The organism is Rhodococcus sp. NPDC004095 (genome assembly GCF_053604015.1).
Window position 1 is genome coordinate 100,416 of sequence record NZ_JBSGGS010000014.1, and the last position, 13,827, is coordinate 114,242.

Here is a 13,827-nt window from a genome sequence, read left to right on the forward strand (position 1 = left end):
GCCACACGAATTTGGCGTCGTACGGCTTCTGGCTGCCGCTACGCGCATGCGTGATTCCCATTCGCGACCCCCGGGCACAACGAACGTCGTGCGAAACGATCACGACATCCGCGCCGGTGCAGGGACTGCGGCCAGCGAACACCCTACCCGCTCGCGCCCCGATCCCCCACATCGCGGCCCGCCGCAACCACCGCTGACCTGGGGATAGTGATCTGCGACACGGTCACCGTCAGGGTTCCGACACGAACCATCCGGACGGCCCCAGGCGGGAATTCTTACGCGATGCGTAGTGGTCGAAGAACACCCGTGCGGTGAGTTCCTTGCGGTTCGAGACGCCGGCCTTGTCGAAGATGACCTTGAGGTGGTCCTGCACCGTGTACGGCGACAGGTGCAGCGCCTTGGCGATCTCGCCGGTGCTCGCCCCGCGCAGCACCCCGTCCACGACGTCCCGTTCCCGAGGCGTGAGCCCGAACGCCGCCACGACCAGCGGGACCACCTCGGGCGCGCCGGCCGGTTCGATCGTGACCACGACCTGCATCGGGTGACCCGCCCGCCCGGCGAGCGGGGCGGCGTGCACGGCCAGCCACTGCCCCGTCCGTGAGCGGACGCGCACGCGCGGCACCGCGGAGCTCCGGCCGGTCGCGAGCGCCCGAGCCCCCGCCAGCGTCGCCACCACCGGTTGCGGGAGGTCCGTCCAGAGATCCCCTCCCAGTTCCTCCACCCGTACCTGCGCGGCGAGCGTGGCCTGGCACAGGTTGTTCTCGTGATCGAAGGTGAGCACCGCGGGCCCGTTCTCGGCGCCGACGACATCGGTGCCCGGCGCGGCGTCGGCGATCAGTCCGGCCCGCACCCCGACTGCGAGTATCCCCGTCAGGCCGTCGATGAAGTCGGCCTCGGCCGGGCTGAACCCGCTGCCCCCGGCCCTTCGGTAGATCGCCAGCCCGCCCCAGACGTCGCCGCCGGTCCGCATCATCACCCGCATCTCGTGCCCGAGGTCGAACATCGGCTCGAACAGTTCACGGAAGCGGGAACTGCGCCGCGGATCGCCGCCGGTCACCTCGTGCAGGATGCTCACGCCGACGTTGCTGCGGGCCAGGTCACTGAACAGGCTCACGTCGTCCTCGACGTATTCGTGGTACGCGAACTCGACCTCGCACGGGTTGTCGAGTCCCGCCTTGACCGACCCGGTCACCATCGAGGTCGCCGGATCGATCGTGCCGAAACACGCCGCGTCGAACGGCACGGCCTTGGTGAGAATCTCCATCGCGCCGTGACCGAAATCCTGCCAGTTCTGACCGGCCCGCGAGAGAGCGTCGAGCCGGGAGCGGACCGTTTCCGCGCGCATGGTCGCCATGGCGTCGAATTCTCCCGCGCCTCGCCCGTTTCCGACACCCCAGAAGTCTGGGGTGACGCGTGCCCCGTCCCGGGGGATGTTCCGGGCGGTCGCGGCGCCGCACGCTTTCGGCCATGACATCCACACCGATCGACCTCGACACCCACCGCTCCCGGGCCCGCCTGGCTTCCGTCCCGTGGGACCGGCTCGCCGCCGACCTCGACGGCCGGCTGGACCTGCCGGACAGCCCCGACTGGGCGACGGTGGCGCAGGCGTGGAACGTGAGCATCACCCAACGACCCGCCGCGGTCGTGACCGCCGCGACCACCGCCGACGTCGTCGAGGCCGTCCGCTTCGCCGCCGCCAACCACGTGCGGGTGACCGCGCAGCCCGGCGGCCACGGCGCGAACCGGGCCCTCGACGACACGCTGCTGATCCGGACCTCGGCCCTCGACGACATCTGGATCGACACCACCGCACGGACCGCACGCGTCGGCGCGGGCGTGAAGTGGGGTGCGCTGCAGTCCGCGCTCGACGGCACCGGCCTGACCGGACTGGTCGGCTCGAATCCCGATGTCTCCGTTGTCGGTTTCTGCCTCGGCGGCGGCCTGTCGTGGTTCACCCGTCCGTTCGGACCGGGCTCGGGGTCGCTGTCGGCGGTGGAACTGGTCGACGCGCACGGCGTGCACCGCTGGATCAGCGACGACAAATCCCCCGAGCTGATGTGGGCGCTGCGCGGCGGGGGCGGCGAGTTCGGCATCGTGACCGCCGTCGAGATCGACCTGTTCCCAGCGCCCGAGATCACCGGTGGGCGACTGGCGTTCCCCGCCACCGACGCCGCATCGGTGCTGCGCGCCGTGTCCGCCCTCACCGTGAGCGCTCCGGACGAACTGTCCGTGTGGGCGTCGATCATGCACTTCCCGCCGATCCCGGAGTTGCCCGACGAGATCCGCGGGCAGTCCTTCTGCTTCGTCGACACGGTGCTGCTGGGTTCGGATGGCGCGCTGGCGGCTCACCTGGCACCGGTCCGCGCCGCGGGCACCGTCCTGCGCGACACGACCCGGCCGCTGCAACCCGGTGACGTCGGCGCGATCTGCGAGGAGCCGACCGACCCGTCCCCGGGCGTGCACTCGTCGATGCTGCTCACCGCGCTCGACGAGGGCGTCATCGATCTCGTGGTCGAACGGACCGGCACGGCCGGGTTGCTCCCGCTCACCCAGATCCAGTTCCGTCATCTGGGTGGCGCGGCGCGGTCGGGCCGTGCCGGCGCGGTCGACCTGCGGCGAGACCGTGCCGAGTTCGCGGTGATGACGCTGACCCTCGCACCCGTGCCCGAACTGCTCGCCGCCGCGGCGCAGGCGATGGCGAGTCTGTTCGACGAGCTCGCTCCCTGGTCCGCGGGTCCGACCGTCCCGACGCTGCTCGGACCGGACGAGTCGTTGGAGCGCGCGTTCGACTCGTCCACCATGGACTCGCTGCGCCGACTGAAGGCCGCAGTCGATCCGTCGTACGTGATCCGCGGCAACCACCCGGTCCACGGCCGCTGAGCGGTCACATCGTCCGCGGTGGTGTCCCACCCCCGTGGGTGGCCGGGAACCCGTCGGGGGCCGACCACCCACGGGCCGCGGCGACTGAGGTTACGCTAACCTTCCGCGGGGAGATCCTCGTTGTCGAAGCGGAAGGGCTCGGACGCCGATGGGCAAGGTCAAGGCGAAGAACGTGTCGAGCCTGAAACCGAAGAAGAAGTGCTGCCGCAGCAAGACCCGGTGCGTCAAGTGCCCGGTCGTGATCATGCGAATGAAGAAGCTCGAGAACCAGGGCGCCACCGGCAAGGAACTCAAGAAGGGGCTCAAGAAGGCCCGCGCCGCCTGAGCCCACCTCCACGTGCCGGGACCACCGCGGGTCGGGGACCTACCGCGGATCGAGCAGGGCGAGCAGCTCCGGCAGCCACGCGCGATCGTTGGGCACGAGGTCGGCGGCGGCCAGGCCGCCGGCGTCGACCCAGCGCACCGCGGCGTGTTCGAGTGCCGCAGGCACACCCGACTTCAGTTCCACCACGTAGGCCCGCAGCACCATCCCGTTCGGCAGTGGCACATCGACTCCGATCCGCGCGCCGACGGCGGTCTCGACGCCGAGTTCCTCACGCAGTTCCCTTCGCAGCCCCTCCGCGGGCGTCTCCCCAGGCTCGATCTTGCCGCCCGGCAGTTCCCACCTGCCCGCCAGTTCCGGTGGGGTGACCCGCCGCGCGAGCAGCAGCCGGCCCGCGTCGACCAGCGCGGCCGCGGCCACCTCGCGCCGCCGATCCCTGTCCCCGAGGCCCGTGTGCATGGGACCATCATGACCATGGCCGAGTTGCTCACCGACGCCGAGGTCACCGCCGCCCTCGCCGACCTGCCGCAGTGGCGGCGCGAGGGCGCGGCGATCGTCCGGACCGTCGAACTGCCCACCTTCCCCGACGCGATCGCCCTCGTCGACCGGGTCGCCGAAGCCGCCGAGGCGCGCGATCACCACCCCGACATGGACATCCGCTGGCGCAAGGTCACCTTCAGCTGCTCCACGCACTTCAAGGGCGGAATCACGGAGTTGGACGTGGCGCTGGCCCGGGAGATCGATCGGCTGGCTCCGACCGGCGGCTGAGCCGACCGGCGTAGGTCACCCACAGGTAGAAGGCGAACGTCCCGACGACGTCCACCGCACCGAGCCACGCCAGCAGCCCCGGCCGCGAGATCAGCCAGATCGAGTCCTGGAAGAAGCTCAGTACCCACGGAACTCCGACGAGAGTGGAGACCAGCCAGAATCCGGCGAGAATCTTCGATCCCAGCAGATCCGCCACCGGCCCGTGCACCAACCAGATCAGCATCGGAATCAGCCACACCCAGTGGTGCGACCACGAGATCGGCGAGAGCAGCAGCCCGAACAGCTGGACGATCACCAGCGTGCCGAGCAGGTCGTCGCGCCCGAGGGAGCGCCAGGCGAACCACGCGAGCAGCGCCGCGACCGCCATCGCGGCCAGCCACACCCACCCGTTGCCGACGTCGTGTCCGGCGACGCGACTCAACGCGCCGCGCAGCGACTGGTTCCAGACCGAACCGACGGGACCGATCCGCGAGGCGTCACCGAGCAGGTGCTCGAAGTACGTGCGCGCCTCGGCCCCGACCAGGAGGTAGCTGAGGCCGACCGTTCCTGCGAACGCGACGGCGGAGAACACCGCGGCCTTCCACCGCCGGCGCAGCACGAAGTACACGCCCGTGACCGCAGGCGTCAGCTTGATCCCGGCGATGAAGCCGACCAGGCCACCGGCCAGCCACCAGCGGGTCGAGCGCACCGCCACCATCGCCCCGAGTGCGAGGAACACGTTGACCTGGCCGTAGTCGAGGGTGGTGCGCACCGGTTCGGTCCAGATCCCGGCCGCGGTCCACAGGAGAGCGATCGACGTCCAGCGCCGGTCGAGCCCCCGCGTCCAGGACGTCGAGGCGCCGAGCAGCAGCTCGAGACTCATCCGGATCAGCAGGTACAGCGCACCGATCGTCGCGAGCTGCCACAGCACACCGACCACCCCGAACGGCAGATAGTGCAGCGGGAAGAAGACGATCGCAGCGAAGGGCGGGTAGGTGAACGGCAGCGGGAAGTCGGGGGTCAGCTCCGAGTAGGTGAAGTCGTACAGGTCACCGCGCAGCAGTGCCGCCGACCCGTCGACGTACACCCGCAGGTCGACCAGGTTCATCCCGTTGGGGGTCAGGAAGGCCCACGCCATCCGAACCAGGACAGAGACGAGAAGGAGCAGTGGCGCCGCGCGCAGCACCCGCTCGACCCGGGGTCCCGTGCGGGGGGTGCGGACCGCGGGCGCGGGGGTCGTCTCGGACACGGTGCTGGAATTCTCCTGGAAGTTCGTGTGCCTGCTGATCGCGGGCCTGCGGGCCGAATCCCGCATGGTCGTCGGCGAGCCTACGGCAGCCGCCGGCCGCACCTCGGACGGGCGATCAGCGCGCATAACAGTTGCATCAACAACCCCACTGTTCACTTGAGTCACACGTTAGAGTTCGGGCTGTCAGCATCGCCACACCACAATGTCGGGATCGCCACACCGCGGAGTGATTACACTGCCGCGGGAGTACCGCCCCATCGCCAACCGACGGGACGGTCCTACGAAACGCTGTACAACGCCAGATGCCCTGCATAGAGTGACCCTTTGACACCGAGGGGCCTGCCGGGCCAGTCGGCTGCTCCGGCGCCGACGCTTGACAACAAGGATGGGGACACCGTGCTTCGTACGCGAGGAACGCGCATATCGATCATCGCGCTGGCGATTACCGCTGCCGCGGTCGCGCTACCGGCGACCGCCTCCGCCGAGCCCGCTCCCGCGGTTCCCCAGATCCCCGCGGGCCTGGACATCGAGGCCCTCGCCTCGCTCGCCCCGGCCATCGTCGGTGCGGCCGCAGGCCCGATCGAGCTCGGTGTGACCGATGTCGCGAACCCGCAGGCCGATCTCCTCGCCCAGGCGAAGGCCCTGCTCGAGGCGTCGAACCTGCCCCCGGAGACCAAGTCCACCCTGCAGCGCGTCATCACGTTCCTGGACGGCAGCGGCGGCGGCGGACCGGAGCTCCCCCCGGAGAGCGGCCCGGTCATCTCCCAGTTCCTCTACCCCACCATCGGCAAGGGCTGCATCGGCGGCAAGTCCGACTCGGTCGGCGCGGCCCTGGCCGTCCCCGGCCCCGCGCACCTGCCCCCGCCGGGACCGAAGGCCGGCGAGGCCGGATTCGTGTTCACCGCGCTCGGCACCAGCAAGGCCACCGCGGAGCAGCCGAACCCGCTGGTCGTCGACTGGGTCAACATCGACCACCCGAAAACCGGTCGCGCCACACTGACGACCGCGTCCCAGATCAACCCGGACGGCCCGGCGACCCTCTCGGCGATCGCCCAGACCGGCCAGGGCCGCGTGCTCGCCGTGGTCTCCGGCGGCCTCACCACCGAGGTCGAGGGCGCCGCACCGGCCACCTGCAGCTTCCTGCCGACGGTCGGCACGGTCTACGTCCCCTGACGTCCGACAGCCCGAAATCCTCGGAAGGACCCCTCGCCCGGCGAGGGGTCCTTCTGTATTCACTGCCACCGTGGTAAACCGGGGAATGGCCTCCCCCAGTCGGAATTCCATCAAATCCGTCCGGTCCCGGCGCTCGATCCTGTCCATCCGCTCGGAGGGATCGATCCTGTCCATCGGGTCCGCGTATTCGATTCTCTCGATCGGCAGCGTCGGCTCGATCCTGTCGATAGGCTCCATCGGGTCCGCCGGTTCCGCACTGTCCTCCGGTTCGTTCGCCAGCCTCGGCTCGGCTCTGTCCGGATTGTCGCGTTGGTCGGTTCTGTCCTGGCGGACCGACGGCGGCGAGCCCGGCGAGCGGCCTCTGCACGTACTGGCCGAGGAGCCCGAACTCGCGCGCTCACCGCTGGCGCACACCCAAACCTGATCCGCAGCAAGCGGTTTCGGCAGAAGACCTACGGAGGACATGTGACCCTGTCGGGCAACGACACCGCCACCACCCCGTCCGCGAACGGCCGCTGGACACGCGACGAGCTGGAGCAGGCGTTCGCCGATTACCAGCGCACGGTCGAGCAGGCAAAGCGGACCGGCGACTGGAACCTGTTCGCCGACATGTTCACCGAGGACGCGACGTACATCGAGCACGCCTACGGCAACTTCACCGGCCGCGAGGAGATCCGCCCCTGGATCATCCGGACGATGAACAGCTTCCCCGGCAACCACATGACCGCCTTCCCAGCGCTCTGGTACACGATCGACGAGCAGCGCGGGTGGGTGATCTGCGAGATCGACAACCCGATGTGCGACCCCGGCGACGGGTCCACACACGGGGCGTCGAACCTGACGATCCTGCACTACGCCGGGGACGGACTCTGGTCGTGCGAGGAGGACGTCTACAACCCGATGAAGTTCCTGAAGATGGCCAAGAAGTGGTGCCGCGCCGCCGAATCCGCCGACGCACTGCCGGACGAGGCCCGGCAGTGGCTGGCGAAGATCGGCGGCTGACGACGACCGGAAGCAGGCCGGGACGACCCCGACTCAGGGGTTCGGGGTCTCCCCGCCACTGCTGCTCGATCCGGCGGAGACACCGTCGTAGATGTTGGCTGCAACGGCATACAGAAGATTGATGATGAATTCCATCGGCTGACCTCCATGATCTGGTCGTCGGTGACGACGCGTCTGTTCTGTACGTCGTAAACCTCCGCGCTTCCCGTTACTTCGGGGTCTACGCTCGACCCATGAAAATCGCAGCTGCAGTTCTGACCGCCTCTGCCATTTCACTTGCCCTGGTGGGGTGCACGTCGAACAACGACAACGAGTCCACGACCACGACGCCCACCGGAGCCCTGGACCGCGCCTCGTCCGCGGTCGAGTCCGCGGCGAGCGCCGCGCAGGGTGCCATCACCTCGGCGCAGAGCGCCGCCCAGGGCGCCATCTCGTCCGCCCAGTCCGCCGCAGGCAGCCTCGTCACCCGCGCACAGGGTGCGGTCGACACCGTCAAGGCAGGCACGTTCACGACCACCTTCAAGGCCGCGTACCCGAGCCTGGCCGAGGGCCGTGACGACTCGGCGATCGAGGACATCTACGCCCAGACCTGCGCCGCCATCGACGCCGGTGTCGACGAGGCGACCGTGGTGTCGGAACTCGAGGTCCGAGCGGGAAACAACGGCACCAAGGCCACACCTGAGCAGGCCCAACGGATCTACGACATCGCCAAGCCACTCTGCTGACTGGCCGGCCCGCCGGCTGGCTGACCAACCGGCTCGCCGGCGGGCTCACGAACCGGCCCGCCGGTGCGCCGACCCGAACCGGTTGTCAGGCCAGCGACCACTGCCCGTAGTCGGGCTTGAGGATGGCGTTGAGGTCGATGCCCACACCGTCGACGGCGCGTTCGTCGATCTCGAACTGGTGCAGGTGCGCCTCGGGATGCACGTAGCCCTCGGGGGTCCCCCAGTCGTGCTGCCAGAAGTAGGCCCCAGCGCCCGCGTCGAGCAGCCGGTCGATGGTGCCGGAGTTCGCGTAGACACCGGTGTTCTCGGCCCCGACGATCGACTCCCAGCCGCGGATGTAAGGCACGATCATCGCCGTGATGTCGGCGGAGCTCGGCTTGTCGTCGATGGAGGCGTAGATCGGGCGTCCCTCGGGACCCCCGGCGGCCCGGTGGAGTTCGAGGCCCCGGGTGGCGTGCTCGACTCCGGCGTCGAAGCCACCGCGCCAGTCCGCGGTCGGGCCCTTGCCGAACTGATAGCAGGACACCACCTCGAGGCCGGCTGCGGCGAGCGCCGACGCCTCGTCGGCGCGCATCGGCTTGCCGAGCATCCACTGCGCCTCGGGCCTGCGGTCGGAGACGTAGCGGATGGCACCGGTGTGACCGGCCGCCCGAATCGCGGCGGCGTCGGGGACGCCGCCGGAGTAGTCGACGAGGGTGCCGCGCGCCGGGGACGCGGCCGCGACGACGCCGGGTGCACCGAGCGCCGCGGCGCCGAGCGCTGCCGACCCCACGGCCGCGTATCTGAACAGTTCGCGACGGGATACCTGCACGGCGCCTCGATTCGTAGAGCGGTTTCGTGAATTGCACCACACCACAGTGGTGCTTGCCAGTCGCACCCGTGCTCTCCTGCCCCACCGGAACCACGGTGGGCAGGCCTCGCCGCCGCCATCGGCGGTAGGCTCGAGTCGTATCCGGACGGCGGCAGATCGGCCGCACAACCTCCCGAGGACGGCGAGGCGTCATGGCAAAAGAGGCATGGTGGGTCATCGCACCCGAGAGCCCGTTCACCTTCGAGCAGCGTCCCAACGGTGATCTCGTCGTCGCGAAGCGCGACACCACCGAGGAACACGTGCTCCACGGCTACGAGTGGATGCACATCGCACCGGACGACCCTCGGCATCGGATCAAGGTGCACGGCGAGGGTCCGCCACCGTTCGGACGGTGGGTCCGACTGGAGGAGTGACGCTCAATTCTGAGCAATTCCTAAGTTCCCCTCACGAAGTCCGTCTTGCGGCGGCACGCACCACGTAACCTCCCCAGCGGGGGTCACACGGGTTCTCGGCCTTGTCGGTGCCGACCCGTGTCGACAGGCGCCGACTGTGCGCCGCACGTACTGGGGAAGAAGGTTCGCCATGCTGTTCGCCGCGTCGGTGCTGATCGCCGCGTTGGTCTGGATCCACCCGATCGTGGATGTCGTCACCCACGCACCGTGGCAGGTCCGGGCACTGCCGCGCACCGCTTGGCTCCTGCTGGTGACGCTGCTACCCGTGTTCGGACCGGCGCTGTGGCTGTTGCTGGGGCGCCCCCGCGGGCCGGTCCCCCTCCCCGATCAGCGGATGCATCCGGCGGTGTACTTCGCGCGCGAACGCGAGCGGGCGGCGGCACAGGCGATCGTCGACGAGGAGGAGGAGTTCCGCCGGCGGTGCGTCGAGCGGGCGACCGAACAGCGGGAGGCCGCACACCAGGATGCTCGCGAGCCGTAGCCGTCAGGCCGGTCTCGTGGCCGTCAGGCCGGTCTCGTAGCCGTCAGGAAGTGGTCACGTGCCAGACCAGCGCGGCGGCGAGGGCCCCGACCCCGTTGAGCGACCAGTGCAGGGCGATCGGCGCGAGCAGGCTGCCGCTGCGGCGACGCAGCCAGGTGAACACCACACCGGCGACCGCGGTGGCGGCGACGGCGCCGGCGATGCCGACGACCTGACCGAGCACACCGCCGCCCAGGATCCCCGTCAGGCCCTGGTTGCCACTGGTCAGGCCGAGCGAGGACGCGATGTGCCAGAGCCCGAACAGCAGTGAGCCTGCCGCGAACACGCCGCGGGCACCCCACACCCGGTCCAGAGTTCCGTGCAGCACCCCTCGGAACGCCAGCTCCTCGGGGATGACCGTCTGCAGCGGGATGATGATCATGGACGCGATCAACGCGCCGGACACGGTCGCGTACCGGTTGCTCAGGAAGAACTGCCTGGTCAACGGCAGCGCGATGGCGACGGCCACCACCACGAGAACGAGAGCGACCGCGCCCAGCGCGTAGAGCGCACCCTTACGCCAGTGCCGCGGGGACAACCCCAGTTCGGCCCAGCCGAGGCCCCGTCCGCGCCCGAGACCGAGCAGCACCGCGGCCGAGATGGGCACCGCCGCGACCGAGGCCCACACGGTGGTGAAGTGGGCGATCAGGTTCGTACCGACGAGTACGGCGACGACGACCGCGACATCGAGGTATGCGTGGAAGCGCGGGCGGTGGACGGCGAGCGTGTGAGGCACCCCGTCGAGTGTACGGACCCCACGGGTGTGGAATCGGCCGTATCATCCCCGCCTCCAGCGCGCTCGGACTGCAGGTTTAGCCTGGTTCCCGACTTCACACGCCGATTCCCAGGAGAGATGATGGCCGACTTCCTCTACGAGGACCTGCTGCCGATCGGGGAAGATCCCACCGAGTACCGGCTGCTGACCACCGAAGGGGTGTCCACTGTCGAGGGCCCGGACGGGCGTACCTTCCTGCAGGTCGAACCCGAGGCGCTGCGGCTCCTGACGGAGACCGCGCTGCACGACATCTCGCACTACCTGCGGACGGATCACCTCAAGCAGGTCGCGAGCATCCTCGACGACCCCGAGGCGTCGAACAACGACAAGTTCGTCGCACTCGACCTGCTCAAGAACGCGAACATCTCCGCCGCGGGCGTGCTGCCGATGTGCCAGGACACCGGTACCGCGATCGTGATGGGCAAGCGCGGCCAGCACGTGCTGACGCCCGGCGACGACGACGAGGCGATCGCCCGCGGCGTGTACGACGCGTACACGAAGCTGAACCTGCGGTACTCGCAGAACGCCCCGATCACCATGTGGGACGAGAAGAACACCGGCAACAACCTGCCCGCACAGATCGAGCTGTACGCGGACACCCACAAGGGCCACGAGAACGCCTACAAGTTCCTGTTCATGGCCAAGGGTGGCGGGTCGGCGAACAAGTCGTACCTGTACCAGGAGACGAAGGCCATCCTGAACCCGGACTCGATGATGCAGTTCCTCGAGGCCAAGATCCGCTCGCTCGGCACCGCGGCCTGTCCGCCGTACCACCTGGCGATCGTCGTCGGCGGCACGTCCGCGGAGTTCGCGCTCAAGACCGCGAAGTACGCCTCGGCGCACTACCTGGACGAGCTGCCCACCGAGGGCGCGATGACCGGTCGTGGCTTCCGCGACCACGAGCTCGAGAAGCAGGTCTTCGAGCTGACCCAGAAGATCGGCATCGGCGCCCAGTTCGGCGGCAAGTACTTCTGCCACGACGTCCGGGTCATCCGTCTCCCCCGGCACGGCGCCTCGCTGCCCGTCGCGATCGCGGTCTCCTGCTCGGCGGACCGGCAGGCGAAGGCGAAGATCACGCCGGAGGGCGTGTTCCTCGAGCAGCTCGAGTTCAACCCGGGCCGGTTCCTGCCGGAGGTCACTGACACCGAACTCGACGCCGAGACCTCCGGCGTCTCCGGCACCGGCAAGGGCGCCGCGGTCAAGATCGACCTGACCAAGCCGATGCCGGAGATCCTGGCCGAGCTGTCCAAGCACCCGGTCAAGACCCGGCTGTCGCTGACCGGCCCGCTGGTCGTCGCCCGAGACATCGCGCACGCGAAGATCAAGGAACGCCTCGACGCCGGCGAGGAGATGCCGCAGTACCTCAAGGATCATCCGGTGTACTACGCCGGTCCGGCCAAGACCCCGGAGGGGATGGCGTCGGGTTCCTTCGGCCCGACCACGGCCGGGCGGATGGACTCGTACGTCGAGCAGTTCCAGGCTGCGGGTGGCTCGATGATCATGCTGGCCAAGGGCAACCGGTCCAAGCAGGTCACCGACGCGTGCAACTCCCACGGCGGGTTCTACCTCGGCTCGATCGGCGGCCCGGCCGCGCGCCTTGCGCTCGACTGCATCAAGAACGTCGAGGTCATCGAGTACGAAGAGCTGGGCATGGAGGCGGTCTGGAAGATCGACGTCGAGGACTTCCCGGCGTTCATCGTCGTCGACGACAAGGGCAACGACTTCTTCGCCCACACCGGCGAGGTCACGCTGACGATCGGCAAGCGCCCCGGTCTGTGAACCGACACAGCCAATGACGAAGGCCCGGTGGGGTATTCACTCCACCGGGCCTTCGCCGTCTTCGCCGGCACTCGCGCCGCGTGGCCGAGACGACGGGTCACAGCACGAACGGAATGAGCCTCTTCGTCCGGTCCATGTACCGCCGGTACGGCTCACCGAGCCCCTCGACCAGTAGAACGCTCGACACCGCCCCACCGAGGTAGGCCGTCGCGAGCGCGAGTCCCACGGCAACACCCGACCACGCGTCGCGTGTCGGGCCCGAATCCGGGTGCGTGCGTCCGATCCGGTACTCGGAGAACAGGAAGACGAGGAACGCGAGCGCGAGCACCACCGCCGCGACCGGATCGGCCGCGAACAGTGGGAGGGCCGATCCCGGGTCAGCCACCGGCTGCCCGCTCCCGCTCCTGCATCAACTGAGCGTAAGTCGATTCACCCCGTCGATCGACCTGTCCGAGTGATGCCGGGAACCCGATCGGCCCCGACCGAGCGGGCCGCTGCGACGGTGTCTCAGGCCGGGACCACGCCTGCTTCGACGGCGGCCGCCCGGTACGCGACCGCGAGGGAGTCGACGGTGTCGTGGGCGTTGAGCCCGCTCGGGTTGGGCACGACCCACAACTCCGCCCCCTCGACATCGTCCGGCTGACGCCCCTTGACGGCCTTGCGCACACCGAATGCGGCCCGGTACGCGGTGATGCCGGCGACCGCGACGACGCGTGGGCGCACATCCGCGACCAGCGCACGCAGCCGCTCGCCACCGGCCCGGAGTTCCTCGGCAGTCAGCTCGTCGGCCCGGGCGGTCGCGCGCGCAACGAGATTCGTGATGCCGACGCCGCGGGACACCAGCAGGTCCCGATCTGCGCTCGACATCCCCGCGGTGGGATCGATCGGCCGGTCGATGATCCCTGCGCGCAGCAGCGCTGGATAGAAGCGATTGCCGGGACGCGCGAAGTGCGCACCGGTCGCCGCGGTCCACAGGCCCGGATTGATGCCGACGAACAGCAGCCGGCAGGTGGGGCCGATCAGATCCGGCACCTCGGCGTCGCGGAACGACTCGAGCTGCTCGCGTGTGAAACCCATTCCCCGAGTACAGCACTCCTGGTCCGCGACGCCGGCGGGGGGGACCTGCCCCTAGGGCGTGTCTCCTAATCCCTCTCGGATGCCCCTGGCGAAACAATCGTCGTCCGGCAAGGCGGAGGAGAAGCCGATACCGCTGTTGTGTCGGCGCCGACGACAACGCAGCAGGGCGGCGATTGGGCGCCGGGGGCGCCGAATCGGGGATTGGGAGACATGTCCTAGCTGTGATGTCCAGGCACGTTGGTCAGTCTGGTGACCGGTGGCTGGCCGCCGATGGCGGAGTGGGGTCGGTGGTGATTGTAGAAGTGCAGCCAGCCG

The 13,827-nt window shown here is 69.3% G+C and carries 17 protein-coding genes; 10 read left to right on the forward strand and 7 right to left on the reverse strand.

Annotation, left to right across the window (positions count from 1 at the left end):
• Positions 1-229: 229 nt before the first annotated feature.
• On the reverse strand, positions 230-1,354 hold the full coding sequence (locus ACWEPG_RS23655; RefSeq protein WP_452595461.1) for a helix-turn-helix transcriptional regulator: 1,125 nt from the start codon (positions 1,352-1,354) through the stop codon (positions 230-232).
• Positions 1,355-1,467: 113 nt separating this feature from the next.
• Between ACWEPG_RS23655 and ACWEPG_RS23660 the strand changes: the two genes are divergently transcribed.
• Together ACWEPG_RS23660 and ACWEPG_RS23665 are read left to right on the forward strand one after the other, a co-directional pair.
• Complete coding sequence (locus ACWEPG_RS23660; RefSeq protein ID WP_452595462.1) at positions 1,468-2,880, forward strand: FAD-binding oxidoreductase; 1,413 nt, start codon at positions 1,468-1,470, stop codon at positions 2,878-2,880.
• Between the two features lie 148 nt (positions 2,881-3,028).
• Positions 3,029-3,205, forward strand: coding sequence for a hypothetical protein (locus ACWEPG_RS23665; protein ID WP_450112957.1), 177 nt, complete (start codon positions 3,029-3,031; stop codon positions 3,203-3,205).
• Positions 3,206-3,244: 39 nt separating this feature from the next.
• On the opposite strand, the gene ACWEPG_RS23670 is transcribed toward ACWEPG_RS23665, so the two are convergent.
• Positions 3,245-3,661: a (deoxy)nucleoside triphosphate pyrophosphohydrolase gene (locus ACWEPG_RS23670; RefSeq protein ID WP_452595463.1), complete on the reverse strand. Its 417-nt coding sequence runs from the start codon at positions 3,659-3,661 to the stop codon at positions 3,245-3,247.
• Between the two features lie 15 nt (positions 3,662-3,676).
• On the opposite strand from ACWEPG_RS23670, the gene ACWEPG_RS23675 reads away from it, so the two are divergent.
• Positions 3,677-3,970 (forward strand): 4a-hydroxytetrahydrobiopterin dehydratase, encoded by a 294-nt coding sequence (locus tag ACWEPG_RS23675; protein ID WP_450112955.1) that lies wholly within the window; start codon positions 3,677-3,679, stop codon positions 3,968-3,970.
• Here the strand turns inward: ACWEPG_RS23675 and ACWEPG_RS23680 are convergent.
• Positions 3,909-5,324: a mannosyltransferase gene (locus tag ACWEPG_RS23680; protein ID WP_452595464.1), complete on the reverse strand. Its 1,416-nt coding sequence runs from the start codon at positions 5,322-5,324 to the stop codon at positions 3,909-3,911. The two genes, ACWEPG_RS23675 and ACWEPG_RS23680, sit on opposite strands and share 62 nt — an antisense overlap.
• Before the next feature lie 270 nt (positions 5,325-5,594).
• On the opposite strand from ACWEPG_RS23680, the gene ACWEPG_RS23685 reads away from it, so the two are divergent.
• From ACWEPG_RS23685 to ACWEPG_RS23700, 4 genes are all read left to right on the forward strand, one after another.
• Positions 5,595-6,371 carry an Rv1157c family protein gene (locus ACWEPG_RS23685; protein WP_450112953.1) on the forward strand — a complete coding sequence of 259 codons (777 nt, stop codon included), beginning with the start codon at positions 5,595-5,597 and terminating at the stop codon, positions 6,369-6,371.
• An 85-nt stretch (positions 6,372-6,456) separates the two neighbouring features.
• On the forward strand, positions 6,457-6,795 hold the full coding sequence (locus tag ACWEPG_RS23690; protein ID WP_450112952.1) for a hypothetical protein: 339 nt from the start codon (positions 6,457-6,459) through the stop codon (positions 6,793-6,795).
• Between the two features lie 41 nt (positions 6,796-6,836).
• On the forward strand, positions 6,837-7,373 hold the full coding sequence (locus ACWEPG_RS23695; protein WP_450112951.1) for a nuclear transport factor 2 family protein: 537 nt from the start codon (positions 6,837-6,839) through the stop codon (positions 7,371-7,373).
• Between the two features lie 233 nt (positions 7,374-7,606).
• Entirely contained in the window at positions 7,607-8,098 is a 492-nt protein-coding gene (locus tag ACWEPG_RS23700; protein ID WP_452595465.1) for a hypothetical protein, read from the forward strand.
• 85 nt (positions 8,099-8,183) lie between these two features.
• Here ACWEPG_RS23700 and ACWEPG_RS23705 read toward each other — a convergent pair whose 3' ends face one another.
• Positions 8,184-8,909 carry a DUF1906 domain-containing protein gene (locus ACWEPG_RS23705; protein WP_450112949.1) on the reverse strand — a complete coding sequence of 242 codons (726 nt, stop codon included), beginning with the start codon at positions 8,907-8,909 and terminating at the stop codon, positions 8,184-8,186.
• Between the two features lie 191 nt (positions 8,910-9,100).
• Here ACWEPG_RS23705 and ACWEPG_RS23710 point away from each other — a divergent pair, with 191 nt between their 5' ends.
• Both ACWEPG_RS23710 and ACWEPG_RS23715 read left to right on the forward strand, forming a co-directional pair.
• Positions 9,101-9,322, forward strand: coding sequence for a maltose regulon activator MalT (locus tag ACWEPG_RS23710; RefSeq protein ID WP_450112948.1), 222 nt, complete (start codon positions 9,101-9,103; stop codon positions 9,320-9,322).
• A 169-nt stretch (positions 9,323-9,491) separates the two neighbouring features.
• Entirely contained in the window at positions 9,492-9,842 is a 351-nt protein-coding gene (locus tag ACWEPG_RS23715; protein ID WP_450112947.1) for a PLD nuclease N-terminal domain-containing protein, read from the forward strand.
• A 43-nt stretch (positions 9,843-9,885) separates the two neighbouring features.
• Here ACWEPG_RS23715 and ACWEPG_RS23720 read toward each other — a convergent pair whose 3' ends face one another.
• On the reverse strand, positions 9,886-10,617 hold the full coding sequence (locus ACWEPG_RS23720) for a CPBP family intramembrane glutamic endopeptidase (protein ID WP_450112946.1): 732 nt from the start codon (positions 10,615-10,617) through the stop codon (positions 9,886-9,888).
• A gap of 120 nt (positions 10,618-10,737) precedes the next feature.
• Here ACWEPG_RS23720 and ACWEPG_RS23725 point away from each other — a divergent pair, with 120 nt between their 5' ends.
• Positions 10,738-12,435: a fumarate hydratase gene (locus tag ACWEPG_RS23725; RefSeq protein WP_452595466.1), complete on the forward strand. Its 1,698-nt coding sequence runs from the start codon at positions 10,738-10,740 to the stop codon at positions 12,433-12,435.
• A 97-nt stretch (positions 12,436-12,532) separates the two neighbouring features.
• Here ACWEPG_RS23725 and ACWEPG_RS23730 read toward each other — a convergent pair whose 3' ends face one another.
• Complete coding sequence (locus ACWEPG_RS23730; protein WP_452595467.1) at positions 12,533-12,820, reverse strand: hypothetical protein; 288 nt, start codon at positions 12,818-12,820, stop codon at positions 12,533-12,535.
• 122 nt (positions 12,821-12,942) lie between these two features.
• The gene (locus tag ACWEPG_RS23735; protein WP_450112943.1) at positions 12,943-13,512 is read right to left on the reverse strand and encodes a mismatch-specific DNA-glycosylase; all 570 of its coding nucleotides are present in this window, start codon (positions 13,510-13,512) and stop codon (positions 12,943-12,945) included.
• Positions 13,513-13,827 lie beyond the last annotated feature (315 nt).

Coding starts and splice junctions, on each gene's coding strand:
- ACWEPG_RS23655 (WP_452595461.1), bottom strand. CDS start 1,354: ATGGCGACCATGCGCGCGGAAACGGTCCGCTCCCGGCTCGACGCTCTC.
- ACWEPG_RS23680 (WP_452595464.1), bottom strand. CDS start 5,324: ATGCGCGCTGATCGCCCGTCCGAGGTGCGGCCGGCGGCTGCCGTAGGC.
- ACWEPG_RS23700 (WP_452595465.1), top strand. CDS start 7,607: ATGAAAATCGCAGCTGCAGTTCTGACCGCCTCTGCCATTTCACTTGCC.
- ACWEPG_RS23735 (WP_450112943.1), bottom strand. CDS start 13,512: ATGGGTTTCACACGCGAGCAGCTCGAGTCGTTCCGCGACGCCGAGGTG.
- ACWEPG_RS23710 (WP_450112948.1), top strand. CDS start 9,101: ATGGCAAAAGAGGCATGGTGGGTCATCGCACCCGAGAGCCCGTTCACC.
- ACWEPG_RS23715 (WP_450112947.1), top strand. CDS start 9,492: ATGCTGTTCGCCGCGTCGGTGCTGATCGCCGCGTTGGTCTGGATCCAC.
- ACWEPG_RS23670 (WP_452595463.1), bottom strand. CDS start 3,661: ATGCACACGGGCCTCGGGGACAGGGATCGGCGGCGCGAGGTGGCCGCG.
- ACWEPG_RS23660 (WP_452595462.1), top strand. CDS start 1,468: ATGACATCCACACCGATCGACCTCGACACCCACCGCTCCCGGGCCCGC.
- ACWEPG_RS23675 (WP_450112955.1), top strand. CDS start 3,677: ATGGCCGAGTTGCTCACCGACGCCGAGGTCACCGCCGCCCTCGCCGAC.
- ACWEPG_RS23725 (WP_452595466.1), top strand. CDS start 10,738: ATGGCCGACTTCCTCTACGAGGACCTGCTGCCGATCGGGGAAGATCCC.
- ACWEPG_RS23665 (WP_450112957.1), top strand. CDS start 3,029: ATGGGCAAGGTCAAGGCGAAGAACGTGTCGAGCCTGAAACCGAAGAAG.
- ACWEPG_RS23690 (WP_450112952.1), top strand. CDS start 6,457: ATGGCCTCCCCCAGTCGGAATTCCATCAAATCCGTCCGGTCCCGGCGC.